The sequence below is a fragment of the Nocardia heshunensis genome (assembly GCF_054782115.1).
In genome coordinates, this window is sequence record NZ_BAAGTC010000009.1 from 586234 (window position 1) to 600374 (window position 14141).

At 68.2% G+C, this 14141-nt stretch carries 14 protein-coding genes; 10 read left to right on the plus strand and 4 right to left on the minus strand.

From position 1 onward, the window contains the following. Window positions 1-306 precede the first annotated feature (306 nt). The 4 genes from ACYVN4_RS30800 to ACYVN4_RS30815 all read left to right on the plus strand — a co-directional run bounded on the left by ACYVN4_RS30800 (window position 307) and on the right by ACYVN4_RS30815 (window position 4486). A complete protein-coding gene (locus ACYVN4_RS30800) occupies window positions 307-1515 on the plus strand; it encodes a hypothetical protein (RefSeq protein ID WP_460725500.1) in 1209 nt (402 codons plus the stop codon). 43 nt (window positions 1516-1558) lie between these two features. Further along, window positions 1559-2338 (plus strand): lytic transglycosylase domain-containing protein, encoded by a 780-nt coding sequence (locus tag ACYVN4_RS30805; protein WP_460725501.1) that lies wholly within the window; start codon window positions 1559-1561, stop codon window positions 2336-2338. 108 nt (window positions 2339-2446) lie between these two features. Further along, on the plus strand, window positions 2447-4108 hold the full coding sequence (locus tag ACYVN4_RS30810; protein ID WP_460725502.1) for an alkaline phosphatase family protein: 1662 nt from the start codon (window positions 2447-2449) through the stop codon (window positions 4106-4108). A gap of 168 nt (window positions 4109-4276) precedes the next feature. Then, on the plus strand, window positions 4277-4486 hold the full coding sequence (locus ACYVN4_RS30815) for a TOBE domain-containing protein (RefSeq protein ID WP_460725503.1): 210 nt from the start codon (window positions 4277-4279) through the stop codon (window positions 4484-4486). Between the two features lie 71 nt (window positions 4487-4557). Here the strand turns inward: ACYVN4_RS30815 and ACYVN4_RS30820 are convergent, their stop codons facing one another. Beyond that, the gene (locus ACYVN4_RS30820) at window positions 4558-6093 is read right to left on the minus strand and encodes an alkaline phosphatase family protein (RefSeq protein ID WP_460725504.1); all 1536 of its coding nucleotides are present in this window, start codon (window positions 6091-6093) and stop codon (window positions 4558-4560) included. 294 nt (window positions 6094-6387) lie between these two features. On the opposite strand from ACYVN4_RS30820, the gene ACYVN4_RS30825 reads away from it, so the two are divergent. The 4 genes from ACYVN4_RS30825 to ACYVN4_RS30840 all read left to right on the plus strand — a co-directional run bounded on the left by ACYVN4_RS30825 (window position 6388) and on the right by ACYVN4_RS30840 (window position 10208). Then, window positions 6388-7629, plus strand: a complete 1242-nt coding sequence (locus tag ACYVN4_RS30825) for a cysteine desulfurase family protein (protein WP_460725505.1) — start codon at window positions 6388-6390, stop codon at window positions 7627-7629. Next, window positions 7630-8745, plus strand: a complete 1116-nt coding sequence (gene mnmA / locus ACYVN4_RS30830) for a tRNA 2-thiouridine(34) synthase MnmA (RefSeq protein WP_460725506.1) — start codon at window positions 7630-7632, stop codon at window positions 8743-8745. 71 nt (window positions 8746-8816) lie between these two features. Further along, window positions 8817-9095 carry a hypothetical protein gene (locus ACYVN4_RS30835; protein ID WP_460725507.1) on the plus strand — a complete coding sequence of 93 codons (279 nt, stop codon included), beginning with the start codon at window positions 8817-8819 and terminating at the stop codon, window positions 9093-9095. 69 nt (window positions 9096-9164) lie between these two features. Further along, window positions 9165-10208 carry a methionine synthase gene (locus tag ACYVN4_RS30840; protein ID WP_460725508.1) on the plus strand — a complete coding sequence of 348 codons (1044 nt, stop codon included), beginning with the start codon at window positions 9165-9167 and terminating at the stop codon, window positions 10206-10208. Between the two features lie 33 nt (window positions 10209-10241). On the opposite strand, the gene ACYVN4_RS30845 is transcribed toward ACYVN4_RS30840, so the two are convergent. Continuing rightward, window positions 10242-10748: a TetR/AcrR family transcriptional regulator gene (locus tag ACYVN4_RS30845; RefSeq protein WP_460725509.1), complete on the minus strand. Its 507-nt coding sequence runs from the start codon at window positions 10746-10748 to the stop codon at window positions 10242-10244. Between the two features lie 168 nt (window positions 10749-10916). On the opposite strand from ACYVN4_RS30845, the gene ACYVN4_RS30850 reads away from it, so the two are divergent. After that, complete coding sequence (locus ACYVN4_RS30850) at window positions 10917-11756, plus strand: SAM-dependent methyltransferase (RefSeq protein ID WP_460725510.1); 840 nt, start codon at window positions 10917-10919, stop codon at window positions 11754-11756. Window positions 11757-11818: 62 nt separating this feature from the next. Beyond that, the gene (locus ACYVN4_RS30855; protein ID WP_460725511.1) at window positions 11819-12262 is read left to right on the plus strand and encodes an excisionase family DNA-binding protein; all 444 of its coding nucleotides are present in this window, start codon (window positions 11819-11821) and stop codon (window positions 12260-12262) included. 41 nt (window positions 12263-12303) lie between these two features. On the opposite strand, the gene ACYVN4_RS30860 is transcribed toward ACYVN4_RS30855, so the two are convergent. Both ACYVN4_RS30860 and ACYVN4_RS30865 read right to left on the minus strand, forming a co-directional pair. Then, window positions 12304-12717: a hypothetical protein gene (locus ACYVN4_RS30860; protein ID WP_460725512.1), complete on the minus strand. Its 414-nt coding sequence runs from the start codon at window positions 12715-12717 to the stop codon at window positions 12304-12306. Window positions 12718-12761: 44 nt separating this feature from the next. Next, a complete protein-coding gene (locus ACYVN4_RS30865; protein ID WP_460725513.1) occupies window positions 12762-13985 on the minus strand; it encodes an AAA family ATPase in 1224 nt (407 codons plus the stop codon). Window positions 13986-14141: the final 156 nt, after the last annotated feature.

Genomic DNA, 14141 nt, shown 5'->3' on the forward strand with positions numbered 1-14141 from the left:
CGGCGATCGGTGGGTGACCGGGAAGGGTCTCGAGGCCGTTTGCTGCGAATTCTCTTGTCGGCCGGAGAGGCTCGTATTGCCTGTCCGAAGCGACGGCTGCCCCGTTGCGGAGTAGTGATGTCCGATTTGTCTTATTGCCTGACGGGAGTTGCGTTCCGCTCGAGCGCCTTGCACAGTCTTCGTCGCTATGAGGTTCCTGATTCTCACCTGAGAAGGTCTGGGATAAGTGAACGCTGAAATTCGCTGCCCGCAGAGCTAATTGACGCGGCGACTCATGGTGGACGACGAATTCACTTGGGGACACCATTGGATAACAACGCGCCTGAACTCGACCGCTCGACCGCCTCGGAGCAGCCCTTCATCGAAAGTTCCGAACGGTGGCAGTGGATCGCGGGCATCAGCATCGCGCCGCGCCTGCGTCGCAATCTGACGAAGGTGGCCGCAGGCGCGGCCATGATGAGCCTGGTCGTCGGTGCCGTCGCCGCCGCCGATACCCGGGGCGACAGCCCGGCCGCCGCCGCGAGCGCCACCGCCGTCGGGGCGACCGACCCCGCGACGCAGAGCTACGACGACCAGACCGCCACCGCGGCATTCGATTCCACCGACGGACAGACGCCGGGTGATTCTCCGGTACCGGGCGACGGCACCACTCTCGACGCCGCGGACTCACCGCTGCAGACGACCGATGACGCCGCGCCCACGGATACCGACAATCCGACCACCACGCCGGTCACCACGACCGATACGCCCGTGACGACGACCACGGACGCCGCCACGACCACCGCGATGCCGGGCATCTCCGTCGACGTGAGCGCGGCGCTGACCCTCGGCGGCGGCGATTCGGGGACCAGCACGACCGATCCCGGCTACACGACGGATCCGGGAACCACGACCGTCACCGTGACCGCCGACCCGAATTCCACCACCACGGTTCCGGTCACCACGACCACCGTCCCGGTCACCACGACTCCGGCGACCACCACGCCCGCGACCACCACGGCACCCGATCCGGGCACGAGCACAACGACTCCCGCGCCGACCACCTCCGCGGTGATCTCGCTGACGCCGATGGCGACCACCACGCCGCCCGCGACCACCACGGCCCCCGCGCCGGCCGTCACCACCACGGTGCCCGCGACCACCCAGCCGCCCGCCGCGACCACGGCGCCGGTGACGACGGTCCAGGTCCAGTCCGCGACCCAGCCGCCCGCCGCCTCGCCGACCTGCGTGATTCCGGCGGTCGGTGCGAAGCCGGTGTCGCTGGAGCTGCACGACGGTCCGCCGATCATCACCGTGGTGCCCAAGCCGCCCGTCGTCGTGAAGCCACCGGCTCCCGCTGCTCCCAAACCGGCTGCTCCCAAACCGGCTGCCCCCAAGCCGCCGGCTCCCGCCCCGGCCCCCGGAACCGCGAAGCCGCCGGCGCCCGCGCCTTCGAAGCCCGCCACGGCCGCGCCCGCGACGCCCCCGGCGTCCAAGGCCCCGGTCGTCCCGCCCGCCGTGCACCCCTGCGGCTAGCGGACCGGAACGAAATCTCGATTGCGACAGTGAATTTCGGCAGATGATGACGAACTCGTACGGCTCCGGTCGACGGTTGGCCGGAGCACGGCTGTCCCTGGTCGTCGCGGCCGCCGCGGTCGCGGTGGCCGGGTGCGCCGGTGCGCCCGACCGCGCGCCCGCGGCCCCGGGTGCGGGTGGCCCGGTTCCGGCCATCCGGCTGGACGCGGTGACCGGCAAGATCGACCAGTTGCAGGCGTGGGCGCGTCCGCGGGCCGACAAGTACGGCATTCCGTTGCGGGCGCTCGAGGCGTACGGGTACGCGACCGTCGTGATGGCGCAGGCCCAGCCCTCCTGTCACCTCGGCTGGACGACGCTGGCCGGAATCGCCCGGGTGGAAAGCAATCACGCCCGTTTCGGCGGGGCGACCATCGCGCCCGACGGGCTGGTACAGCCACCGATCCGCGGAGTGCCGCTCAACGGCACCGCCGGTAATGCCGTCATTCTCGATCCGACCTCGAAGTCCGGGCACGGTGGCTATGCCCGCGCGATGGGACCGTTCCAGTTCATCCCGGACACCTGGAGACACTGGGGTGTGCGCGCCGGCGCCGACTATCAGGCGCTGGCGGCCGCGCTGCAGTCCGCCAAACCTGTTGCCACCAATGATCTTTCGGGTAATCCCGACAATATCGACGATGCCGCCTTGGCTGCGGGCCGCTATCTGTGCGCGGCCGGCGGCGATCTATCCACCGCGAACGGCTGGCGTCAGGCCATCCTCGCCTACAACCATTCCTCGGTGTATGTCGGCCAAGTGCGCAGTGCCGCAATCGGTTACGACGCCTGAACCTTCGCTGATCCCGTAACAACCCCACATGTTTCCGGCCCGTGCTGTGCACGTGCCGTGTAGAGAGCTGCGGCACAAGAGTTTTGTGTCGTCGGATGAGGAGGATCCATGTCCCGCAAGAGTATTCGACTGGCTGCTGCCGTCGGCGCGGTCGCGCTGGCCTGCACCGCGACCGGTATCGCCAACGCCGGTCCGGACAACGACAAAGACAAGGACAAGGGCGGCAAGGACAAGGACCATGTCCTGCTGATCTCGGTCGACGGCATGCACCAGGCCGATCTGGCGTGGTACATCAAGCAGCACCCGAACTCCGCGCTGGCGGCCATGGCCAACAACGGCGCCCAGTACACCAAGGCGCAGACCACCAACCCCTCGGACTCCTTCCCCGGCATGGTCGCCCAGTTCACCGGCGCCACCGCGGGCCAGTCGGGCGTCTACTACGACGACACCTTCAACCACGACCTGCTGCCGGCCGGCACCACCGACTGTGCGCACGCCACCAAGGGCGCCGAGGTCGCGATGACCGAGGCCATGGACAAGGACCAGACCGCGCTCGACGCCGGTCAGGGCCTGGCGGGCCTGCCCGGCAGCATCCTGGGCATGACCGGTAACCCGGCCAGCGTGCTCAACCCGGCCGCCATGCCGGTCGACCCGGCCACCTGCAAGCCGGTCTACCCGAGCCAGTACCTGCAGGTGAACTCGGTCTTCGACGTGCTGCACGAGGCCGGCAAGCTGACCGCCTGGTCGGACAAGCACCCGGCCTACTCGATCCTCGAGGGCAAGTCCGGCAACTCGATCGACGACCTGTTCACCCCCGAGGTCAACTCCAACTCGCCGATCGCGGGCCAGGACTGGACCAAGGACGACAAGTCCACCCAGCAGTACGACAGCTACAAGGTGCAGGCCGTCCTCAACGAGATCGACGGCAAGGACCACTCGGGGTCCAAGCAGGTCGGCGTGCCCGCCATCTTCGGCATGAACTTCCAGACCGTGTCGGTCGCGCAGAAGCTGCCCAAGTCCGACGGCCAGACCGGCGGCTACGAGGCCGACGGCGTGACCCCCGGCCCGCTGCTCTCGGGTGCGCTGGACTACGTCGACGGCCAGCTGGCCCGCCTGCTCGCCGAGCTGAAGAACAAGGGCGTGGACAAGTCCACCACCGTCATCCTCTCCGCCAAGCACGGCCAGTCGCCGACCAAGCCCTCGGACCTGACCCGCATCGACGACGCCCCGATCATCACGGCCCTCAACGCCGCGTGGAAGGCCAAGCACGCCGACGCCAAGCAGGACCTGGTCGCCTTCAGCGTGGACGACGACGCCATGCTGCTGTGGCTGAGCGACCGCTCGCAGGAGGCCGCCGACTTCGCCAAGCAGTTCCTGCTGGCGCAGAACGGCACCGGTAACGACATCAACGGAAATGCCAAGGCGTACACCAAGTCCGGTCTGGTCGACGTGCACGCCGGCGCCGACGCCGCCAACTACCTGGGCGCCCCCGCCAACGACCCCCGCCACCCCGACCTGGTCGGCGTCGCGCAGGTCGGCACCGTCTACACCGGTGGTAAGGGCAAGATCGCCGAGCACGGCGGCGCGAACCCGGCCGACCGCGACGTGCCGCTGGTCGTCTTCGGTGGCGGCGTGAAGAAGGACGTCATCACCGAGGCCGTCACCACCACCCAGATCGCCCCGTCGATCCTGAAGCTGCTCGACCTGAACCCGGAGAAGCTGGACGCTGTCAAGCGCCACGGCGTTCACGCGCTGCCGAAGATCGGCTGACCCATACCGGCTGACTCGTCACGCCATTGAAAGAGGCCCGGAGCCATCGGCTCCGGGCCTTTGTCGTGTCGGCTGTCGTGGATACCTGGAATATGGCCTGTTCCAGGGTGATTCGATGGGGCGGCGAATACCGGCCGACGGGGGAGTTCCCCGGCGTAGGGTCGGTCCATGAAATTGAGTACTCGCAACCAACTCGATGGCACGGTCACCGCGATCACCTTCGGTGACGCCATGGCCGTGATTCGCGTACGTCTCAATGGTGGTGACGAGATCACCTCGTCGATCACCCGCGCCGCCGCCGAAGACCTCGGTCTCGCCGAAGGCTCGGCGGTCAAGGTCCTCATCAAGTCGACCGAGGTCACCCTCGGCGTCGAATAGCGAACGCGTCTGCCCGGTACCCGGCACGTCGCAAGGAACGTGCCGGGTACCGGGCGGTGTTCAGCGGTCGATCAGTGGCCGGACCAGATGTCGTTGACCGTGGCCGCGTAGCGGTCGTTGTTGGTCAGCGGGTGCAGGCCGAGCGCGGTGTCGATGGTGCGCAGCAGGCCGTACTGGTCGGTGCGCTCGGAGCTGGTGGAACCGGCCTTCACCGTGTTCTGCGAGCCGAACATCAGCGTCGGGACCCGGTTCGGGAACAGCGGGCCGAAGGCCTTGGTAGCTCCCTCGTCCCAGGTCAGGATGAGCAGCGAGCGCTGCTGCTTCCAGGCCGAGGAGTTGAAGATGGTGGGCAGCGTGGTGCTGAGCCAGCTGTCACCCGAGGCGACGCCGCAGCCTTCCATGTTGTGGCATTCGTTGGCGGCGAACCACACGAAGTTCGGGGTGGTCGCGGCCGACTTCAGGTCCGTGGACATCTGCGTGAGCGGCTGCAGGTGCGCCGCGCAGTAGGTCGGGTCGGACTTCATGTTCTTGAAGTACAGGAACGGCAGATCGTCCTGGTAGTACTGGCCGTGGGCGGTCTGATCGCAGTTGCCGTTGGCGTCCTCGGCGTAGCCCTTCCAGCTCTTGTGCGCCGCGTCCACGCTGGTGCCGATGTGGTTGGCATCCAGGGTCGTGGTGGTCACGCTGTTGTCGACCAGCCCGTAGAGGCCACCCGCCGCCAGCGCCACATAGTTCGGATCGCTGGGGTGCGTGGTGGCGTAGGACTGGGTCAGCGTCGCCGCCTGCGGTCGCAGCCCATTGATGTAGGGCGCCAGGGGATTTCCGATGATCCCGCTGAGGCCGTCATAGTCCTGGTTCTCCATGTAGACCACGAACACGTGGTCGTACCCAGGCACGCTGGTGGCGGGCGCGCTCAGCTTCGGCGCGGGCAGCGAAGCGCCGATGGTGAACGAAAGGTCGTCGGCGTAACCATCATTGGTGTCACCGTCGGTCCAGCTGAAGTTCAACTGGATCTTCACCGAGCGCGTGCCCTTCGGCAGCGTCCCCTTCGTATCCCGCTGCAGCAGACCGGTTTTGAGCCCACGATCGATGCTGCTCACGTCATCGCACTCGGCCGAGCCGAGCTGGTTGCCCGACGCCCCGAGGAAGGTCGCGGTCATATTGACCCGATCATCCTGCGCGCCGTACCCGCCCAGCCATCCGTTGAGGTCGAAGCTCACGCCGCCCTGGTCGATGGCGGAACCGGCCCCGGAGACATTGATGGTCTGATCCATCTCGGCATTGCCCGTGCCACCACCTGCGAAGAACTTCTGCCCGCGGTTGGACGGGCCGGGCGAGGACGCGTCGGGCCAGCCCGGCTGCCCGTAACACACTGCGTTCGGTTCACCCTTGCCGATGTTCCACCCGGGCAACGTCATCCCGTCCAGCCCCTTGGGCGAACACTGCGCCACGGCCTCGGCATCACCGTCCACAATCAGATTCGGGCTGGTGACAGCGGCGTGCGCGACGGTCGACGTCATCGCCGACCCCCCGAACGCGACCAAGGCGGCCGCGGCCGCCACGGCGAAGCCCTTGCTTCGATACTTACGAACGCCGTTGTGGCGCATAGCTGTTCCTCACGGGTCGATCTTGAAATGCGACCCGAATGAAACCGGTTCCAGGTATCTAGTTGGTCATTTGTCCATGACCGGCCGATGAACCGGGCGAGGACAGCTGAGGGTGCGGAGCTCACCGCCACCCGGCCCGGGCGAGGAGCCCGCCGCGAACTCGGATGCGGCCCGTTTCGTGCTATCGGGGTGCGGGTGTGGCGGGGGTGGCGTGGGGTCGTGGAGCGGGGGCGCGCGGTGGTGCGGGGATGGCGGGAATATCGCGGGGACGGGGGCGGCTATCCTTGGACGGTCATGAAGTCGGCTTTCCCGGGTCCGGTCGGTGCCCAGACGGTCTACCTCGATCACGCGGCCACTACGCCTATGTTCCCGGTCGCGATCGAGGCGATGTGTGCTGCCTTGGGGACCACGGGGAATGCGTCGTCGTTGCACGGGTCGGGGCGAGCGGCGCGGCGGTTGCTCGAGGAGGCTCGGGAGTCGATCGCGGCGGGGTTGGGGGCGCGGCCCTCGGAAGTGATCTTCACCTCGGGCGGGACCGAGAGTGACAACCTCGCGGTGAAGGGGATCTATTGGGCTCGCCGCGACGCGGATCCGAAGCGGACGCGGATTCTGGTGAGCTCGGTGGAGCATCACGCGGTGCTGGACACCGTGGAATGGCTCGAGCAGCACGAGGGTGCGCGGATCACATGGCTGGAGTGTGACGCCGAGGGCGTCGTCTCGCCGCGGACGCTGCGGGCCGCACTGGCGGAATACGCCGACGAGACCGCGCTGGTGAGCGTCATGTGGGCCAACAACGAGGTCGGCACGATTCAGCCGATCGAGGAATTGGCCGCGGTGGCACAGGAATTCGAGGTGCCCATGCACTCGGACGCGGTGCAGGCGGCGGCTCAGCTGCCCATCGATTTCGCCCGCAGTGGTCTGGCCGCAGCCTCGTTCGCGGGGCACAAGGTCGGCGGGCCGCACGGGGCTGGAGTGCTGCTGCTCGGGCGGCAGGTGCCGGCGGTGCCGCTGCTGCACGGCGGCGGGCACGAGCGCGACCTGCGTTCGGGAACCTCGGATGTGCCCGCGGCGGCCGGACTGGCGGCCGCGATTCGCGAGACCGTGGCCGGATTGCCGCTGCGCACGCTCGAATTGGAGCGGCTGCGTGACCGGCTCATCGACGGTGTCCGCGCCGTCGTGCCGGAGGCGATCCTCAACGGCCCCGACCCGCGACACGAGGGGCCGACCGGTGCGCAGCGCCTGCCCGGCAACGCCCACTTCACGTTCCCCGGCTGCGAAGGCGATTCGCTGCTGATGCTGCTGGACGCCGCCGGGATCGAATGCTCGACCGGATCCGCCTGCAATGCCGGTGTGGCCGGACCCTCCCATGTGCTGCTGGCCATGGGTGTGGAACCGGCGCTGGCGCGCGGATCCCTGCGATTCACCTTGGGACACAACTCGACCGACGCCGATATCGATGCCCTGCTGGCGGCGCTGCCGCAGGTGGTCGAGCGGGCGAAGGCGGCCGGACTGGCCGGAGCGAAGGGAGGCTTCTAGATGCGAGTGCTTGCCGCGATGAGTGGTGGCGTTGATTCCGCCGTGGCGGCCGCCCGTGCCGTGGACGCCGGACACGAGGTGGTCGGCGTGCACCTGGCACTGTCGGCGAACCCGGGCACGCTACGCACCGGATCGCGTGGCTGCTGCTCGAAGGAGGATTCCGGCGATGCCCGCCGGGCCGCCGACGTGCTCGGAATCCCGTTCTACGTCTGGGATTTCGCCGACCGGTTCAAGGAGGACGTGATCGACGACTTCGTCGCCGCGTACGCCGCCGGTGAGACCCCCAACCCGTGCCTGCGCTGCAACGAGAAGATCAAGTTCTCGGCGCTGGCCGACCGCGCGGTGGCGCTGGGCTTCGACGCCGTGGTCACCGGGCATTACGCGCGGCTCGAGGACGGTGTGCTGCGCCGGGCCGTGGATGCCGACAAGGACCAGTCCTATGTGCTGGCCGTGCTGACCCCCGAACAGCTGTCGCGCGCCATGTTCCCGGTTGGCGACACCCCCAAGCCGCAGATCCGCGAGGAGGCCGCCGAGCGCGGTCTGGCGGTGGCGAACAAGCCCGACAGCCACGACATCTGCTTCATCCCCTCCGGCGATACCCAGGCGTTCCTGGGCGCGAAGATCGGCATCCGCCCGGGCGCGGTGCTCGATGCCGACGGCACCAAGCTCGCCGATCACGAAGGCGTGCACGGTTTCACCATCGGTCAGCGCAAGGGTCTGGGTCTGCCCGGCCCGGCCGCCGACGGCAAGCCGCGCTACGTCACCGATATCGATCCGGACTCCGGTGTCGTGCGGGTGGGTTCGGCCAAGGACCTCGAGGTGTGGACGGTGCTGGCCGACCGCGCCATCTGGACCTCCGGCGAAATCCCGTCCGGCCCCATCGAATGCGTCGCCCAGGTGCGCGCGCACGGCGGTACCGCCGCCGCGGTCGCCGAGGCCGTCGACGGCGGGCTGGTGGTGCGCCTGCGCGAACCGCTGACCGGTGTCGCGCGCGGCCAGGCCGTGGTGCTCTACCGCCCGGACACCGCCGGTGACGAGGTGCTCGGCAGTGGCACCATCTCCGGTACCGACCGTGAACCTCACCCGAGCGAACTGCTCGCGGAAAGCGGCCGGTGAGCGACCGCGGCTCGCGCGCCCGCGCGAAATCATATGTGGCACAACAAGTTCATTCCATCAGGTCCGGTCGTGTGGTGTGGGCCAGCGGCATGCCGCAGCCCGCGCGCCTGCGTCCGCGCCGCAAGGCCCGCCGCGGCCGCTTCAGCGCCGTGCACCCGGCGGGGGTGACCGAGCAGCCGCAGCAGCTGGCCCGGACCGACACCGGCGAATTCCGGCCCGGCGACCCGCAGCCCGCGCCGAGCGACGGCTCCGAGCGTGCGGGCAAGACCTGGGACTGGTTCGTGAACGCGACCTGCTGGGACTGGTACGAGAATTCGAGCGGCCCGGACCGCGGCGATACCGACGAATAGGCCGTAGCGCCGCCCGGCGAACGAGCTGCGACCCGACCGATGAGTGCTATACCGACGAATGAGGTTGCAATGACCAACGCTGGCGATACGCCGGTGCTGCGCGGGGGCATCGCGACCGGGATCGGGTCGTGGCCCGGGACCGATCCGCGCGAGGCGGCGGCGACCGTGGTGGGCGAGCTGGGGCAGCTGCCGCACCTGGTCGAGTTGCCCGCGCGCGGCGTGGGCGCGGACCTGCTCGGGCGGGTGTCGGCGCTGCTGGTCGACATGCAATTCGACAGCACCACCCGTGGCTACCGCCTGGGGGCGAGGCCGGGCGCGGTGGCGCGGCGGGCGCACGATCTGCTGCGGACCGACCTGGACGCGCTCGAAGAGGCCTGGGAGATCGGCGGTTTCGCGGGTTCCGGGCATCCGGTGAAGGTGCAGGTGGCCGGTCCGCTGTCGGTGGCGGCGGAGGTCGAATTGCCGATGGGGCACCGGATCCTGACCGATTCCGGTGCGCTGCGCGATCTTTCGGAGTCCATGGCCGAGGGGATCGCGAATCACGTTGCCGAGGTGGGCAAGCGACTGGGCGCCCAGGTTTTGCTCCAGATCGACGAGCCGGATCTGACGGCCGTGCTCGACGGCACCCTGAAGGGCGTGAGCGTGCTGAACACCGTGCGCGCCATGCCCGAACCCGAAGCCCTGCACGTGCTGGACACCCTGATCGCCCGTCAGTCGGTGCCCGTGCTGGTGCACACCTGCGCCGACCACCCCGCGCTGCGCTTCCTGCGCAAGAGCACCGCCGCCGCGGTCAGCTTCGATCTGGCCACCATCGGCACCGGCGATCTCGACGGCATCGGTGAATTGCTGGACGGCGGAAAGCATCTGGTGCTCGGCCTGGTGCCGACGACCCCGCCCGCCAAACCGATCACCTGGCGCGAGATCGCCGAACCCGGTGTGCGGCTGATGGATCGGCTCGGATTCCCGCGTCGGTTGCTGGCCGAACAGGTGATTGTCTCCCCGGCGTGCGGGCTGGCCGGTGCGCCGCTGGCGTGGGCGCGGCAGGCGCTGAGCCTGGCCGCGGAGACGGCCCGCGCCTACGCGGAGGATCCGGAGTCGCTCGACTTCGAGTGAGGCTCGGTGAATCCGCCTGCACGGCGGGCGGATTCACATCCGGTCGAGAATACTCAGGGCGATGGCGACGGACGCGGCATTGCTCTCCTCGTCCGGCAGCGCCAGATCGCCCATCATGGACAGGCTCCAGCTGATCGCCAGCAATGCCTGCCGGGCATGGAAGATGTCCAAGGGTTCCGTGCTGGGCGCGGCCATCAGATCGGCCAGCACCCGGAACTGGTAGCGCAGGCTGGTGCCGAAGCCGAGATCGCGGAAGGCGGGCTGGTTTTCGGCCCAGAACCGGATCATGTCCTTGCCGAGACTGTGCAGCAGGTCCCCGTAGCGGGTGACGATCTCGCGGGCGCGTTCGGGTCCCGGCGGGGTTGCCTCGGCCCAGCGCACGATCTCGTCGATGCCGCCGCGCAGATCCTCCGACAGGCTGGCGACAATGTCTTCCTTGGTCCGGAAGTGGTAGTACAGCGCGGCTTTCGTGACGCCCAGGCGTTCGGCGATCTCCCGCAGCGAGGTCTTCTCGTAGCCGCGCTCGGAGAACAGTTCCATGGCGACGGACCGGATCCGCTCGCGTGTGTCACTGCGACGCCCGTCCATCGATTCCCTTCACATTGTTTCGCCCAACTGCCTTGACGACCGGCAAGTAAGCAGCCTACCGTCTGTCTCACCGGCAGATACCTAGCCGGGCGGCAAGTTAATTTGCACTGGGGAGCAAGCATGGCCGAAACAGTGAAAGTGCCGGTCGACGGCGTCGCCGTGACCGCGATCGGGGTCGCCGTCATCAGGGCTCGGGAGAGCGAGCGGGAGGATCGGCTCTACGACGACCCGCTGGCGCAGGCCTTCGTCGCCGCCGCACGAGCCGGCTTCGACGAGCAGCGGTGGGCGCAATTGGGGGCGCTCGCCGATCAGTTCTACGACGGCAGGACCATCGGCGTCCGCTTGGTCGATGAGCGCTTCGCGGCGGCGATAGCGGCGGGCTGCCGCCAAGTCGTCCTGCTCGGAGCGGGTTTGGACACCCGGGCGTACCGTATGGATCTTCCGGAGGACATCACCGTCTTCGAGATCGACCTACCCGAACTCTTCGATTTCAAGGAGCCCGTCCTCGCGGCAACGGGCGCGACCCCGACCTGTCAGCGCCGGGTCGTCGTCGCCGATCTGCGTGAGGACTGGCGTAAAGCGCTGCTGGACAGCGGGTTTCAGCCGAACGTGCCGACCTACTGGGTCGACGAGGGGTCGCTCGGCTACCTGAACCAGGACTGGAACCGGCGGGTCGTGGAGACCCTCACCGAATTGTCCGCCCCCGGAAGCCATTTCGGCGCGGGCCGCGTAGCCGTCGACCCCGACGCACCCCCGTACCGCGAACTGCGCACCTTCGTCGGCCGGGAAGCGCCCCCCGAACACATGGCCCGCCCCGCCGATTTCGATGTCGAAGCCTGGCTCGACGAAATCGGCTGGAACACCGAGTTCCACAGCTGGAACGACATGACCGCCCACCTCGACCGCCCGGCCGGTCCGCTCGACCCACGCATCGGCAGCATCGCCGCCATCCGCCGCTAGTTGCGTTTGTGTCGTTTGGGGCGCATCCTTGGTGTTGCGAACTGCGATGAAAGGAGGCGGCAATGACCGTGTGCCGGGTGGAACCCGACGTTCCGCAGTCGATGAGAAATGAAATTCGGGAGGCGCTCGCATCGCTGCCTCCCGCAACGCGGAAGCCGTCGACGATCGTCATCGACGAAGTTCCGGTAAGGGTTCCTGCGAGCGTTCGTGCGGTGGTCGTGGCGCTGCTCGAACATCTCAGCGAGGGGCGAGGGGTTGCAATCGGACCCGTGGATGCGCTGGTGACGACCTCCTCCGCCGCCGATCTGCTCGGACTGTCGCGGACGTACGTATGCCGCTTGGTGGATAACGGCGAGCTTCCGGTCGAGTATCGCGGTACGCATCGGCGGATCCCGCTGCAGGCTGTTCTGGATTACCGCGAGCGTCGCCGTCGCGACCGCTCGCAGGCATTGGATGAGATCGCGCGTATCTCGCGGGAATCGGGTTTGTACGACGACGAGTTCTGAAGGGACTTGGTTGCGAAGCAGGAGTTCGTTCGAGACCTGCTTCAGCCCTGATTCTTCGGCCGGCGCGAACCGAAGTAGGGGCGGGCGCCGGGGTGGTCGAGTTGCCATTTGTTCGGCTTGCCCGATGGGTACGCGACGGGGATCTGGTCGCCGATGGACGGCCATTGGGCGGTGTCCCAGGCGAAGCGGCCGTAGACCTCGTGTGCCACCACCGACGGCCCGGAGATGCTGCCGGTGATGGTGACGTACTGCTCGCCGGGGACGTTCGGGTGCGGACTCACGCCGGTGAGGTAGAGGGTTCCCGACTCGAACCCGACCGGTGAGCGCTGGCCGAGGAACCCCGACGGGTCGCTCGGCATCCCGCGCCCGACGCTGCCAGTACCGCGGCGGTAGTACGCGATCGCCGCGACCACGGCGACGGCGACCATGAGGACGAGCAGTAACTGGATGGCCATGATCCCCATGCTAGGCGCGGTGGCGTCCAAGCATGCTCGACCGGCTACTGGGCGGTGAGTTCGGACACGCCCTGCTGGCGGCGGAGTTGCCAGACCGTGGTGCGCTTGGACTGCGACCGCCCGTTGCCGCGGTCGATGAGGGTGCGGTTGGCGGTGGTGAACACCAATTGCGCGCCCTGGGTATTGGTTTCGGGGTTCTGGAACAGCTGGATGATGCTGTCGGCGGTCTCGGGGGTGAGGGCGGCGTCGATATCGTCCACGGCCAGCACGCCGCCGGTGTCGAGGGCGTCCAGCATGGGCGGCAGCAGGCGCAGCATGGCGAGGGTGGCGCTGGATTCGTCGGTGATGTCGAAGGCGGTTTCGATGCCCTCGTGGGTCAGGCCCAGGCCGACGCCGCGGCGGGCCACCATGCGGGAGTAGAGGGCGTCGCGGGCCGCGTAGAGGTTGGCCAGCTCGCGCTGCAGCAGGGTGACGGTGATGCCGTGTTCGAGGAACAGCTCCTCGGCGTAGTTCGCCGAGATGGTGCAGGACTCGATTTCCTTTGTGGTGGCGGCGATATCGGTGTCCAGATCGCGCAGATAGTCCGCGTACATGGGGTCGTCCGAGGGCAGCAGCAGATCGGTGATGCCCAGATCGGCGGAGCGCAGCAGGGTCAGCAGCCGCACGGCGTGATCGGTGGAGCGGGAGATGTGCGAACCCACCCGGTGCGCGATCTCGGACGGATCCGGTTGCCCGCACTGGACTTCCAGCAGCGACTGGAACCAGCGGTAGGCGGGGACCAGCGGCTCGGCGTACAACTGCCCGGACAGGCTGAGTAGCAGCGCATTCGGGCGCACCAGCGGCACTACCGCGCCCAGACCGTACCGGGCGGCCTCGAACATCGGGCCGATGCGGATGTCGTCGCCCGCGCGCTCGAACACCACCCGCTTGCGGTTGTGCGGGTGCGAGTGCAGCCATTCGGCGGCCACGTCGGCATTGTCGAGGCGGAAGCCGTAGGTGTACGGGCAGCCCTCGGCCACGAAGTTGGCGACGAATTCCGAAGGGCGGTCGACGAATCCGAGGTGCGGGGTGCGGACCGGTCCGGAGTAGGGATCCCACCCGGTGACCGAATTCAACACGGCGTCGCGCATTTTCTCGAGCGCGTCGATGAGCCCGGTCTTGCCGGTGGCGGCCGCTCCGTATACGGCGGTGACGGGTGTGGCGATCGGCCCGCTACCCCGGGTGAGCCGCAGTTCCTGCGGTTCGGCGAGGGACCGATGGTTCGTCACCTGAAAACTACGCAACACCTTGGACATCCTGCCGGTAGCGGGCCGTAATTGCGACCCACCCTATGCGGGCGATGCCGGTCGGTTGTACTCGGACGCCCGGATTGACAGGCAACCAATGGGTTGCCTATTCTGAAACATGCAACCTCCCGGTTGCCT

Coding starts and splice junctions, on each gene's coding strand:
- ACYVN4_RS30850 (WP_460725510.1), top strand. CDS start 10,917: ATGGCCGAAACAGTGAAAGTGCCGGTCGACGGCGTCGCCGTGACCGCG.
- mnmA (WP_460725506.1), top strand. CDS start 7,630: ATGCGAGTGCTTGCCGCGATGAGTGGTGGCGTTGATTCCGCCGTGGCG.
- ACYVN4_RS30810 (WP_460725502.1), top strand. CDS start 2,447: ATGTCCCGCAAGAGTATTCGACTGGCTGCTGCCGTCGGCGCGGTCGCG.
- ACYVN4_RS30825 (WP_460725505.1), top strand. CDS start 6,388: ATGAAGTCGGCTTTCCCGGGTCCGGTCGGTGCCCAGACGGTCTACCTC.
- ACYVN4_RS30805 (WP_460725501.1), top strand. CDS start 1,559: ATGATGACGAACTCGTACGGCTCCGGTCGACGGTTGGCCGGAGCACGG.
- ACYVN4_RS30845 (WP_460725509.1), bottom strand. CDS start 10,748: ATGGAACTGTTCTCCGAGCGCGGCTACGAGAAGACCTCGCTGCGGGAG.
- ACYVN4_RS30840 (WP_460725508.1), top strand. CDS start 9,165: ATGACCAACGCTGGCGATACGCCGGTGCTGCGCGGGGGCATCGCGACC.
- ACYVN4_RS30815 (WP_460725503.1), top strand. CDS start 4,277: ATGAAATTGAGTACTCGCAACCAACTCGATGGCACGGTCACCGCGATC.
- ACYVN4_RS30855 (WP_460725511.1), top strand. CDS start 11,819: ATGACCGTGTGCCGGGTGGAACCCGACGTTCCGCAGTCGATGAGAAAT.
- ACYVN4_RS30860 (WP_460725512.1), bottom strand. CDS start 12,717: ATGGCCATCCAGTTACTGCTCGTCCTCATGGTCGCCGTCGCCGTGGTC.
- ACYVN4_RS30820 (WP_460725504.1), bottom strand. CDS start 6,093: ATGCGCCACAACGGCGTTCGTAAGTATCGAAGCAAGGGCTTCGCCGTG.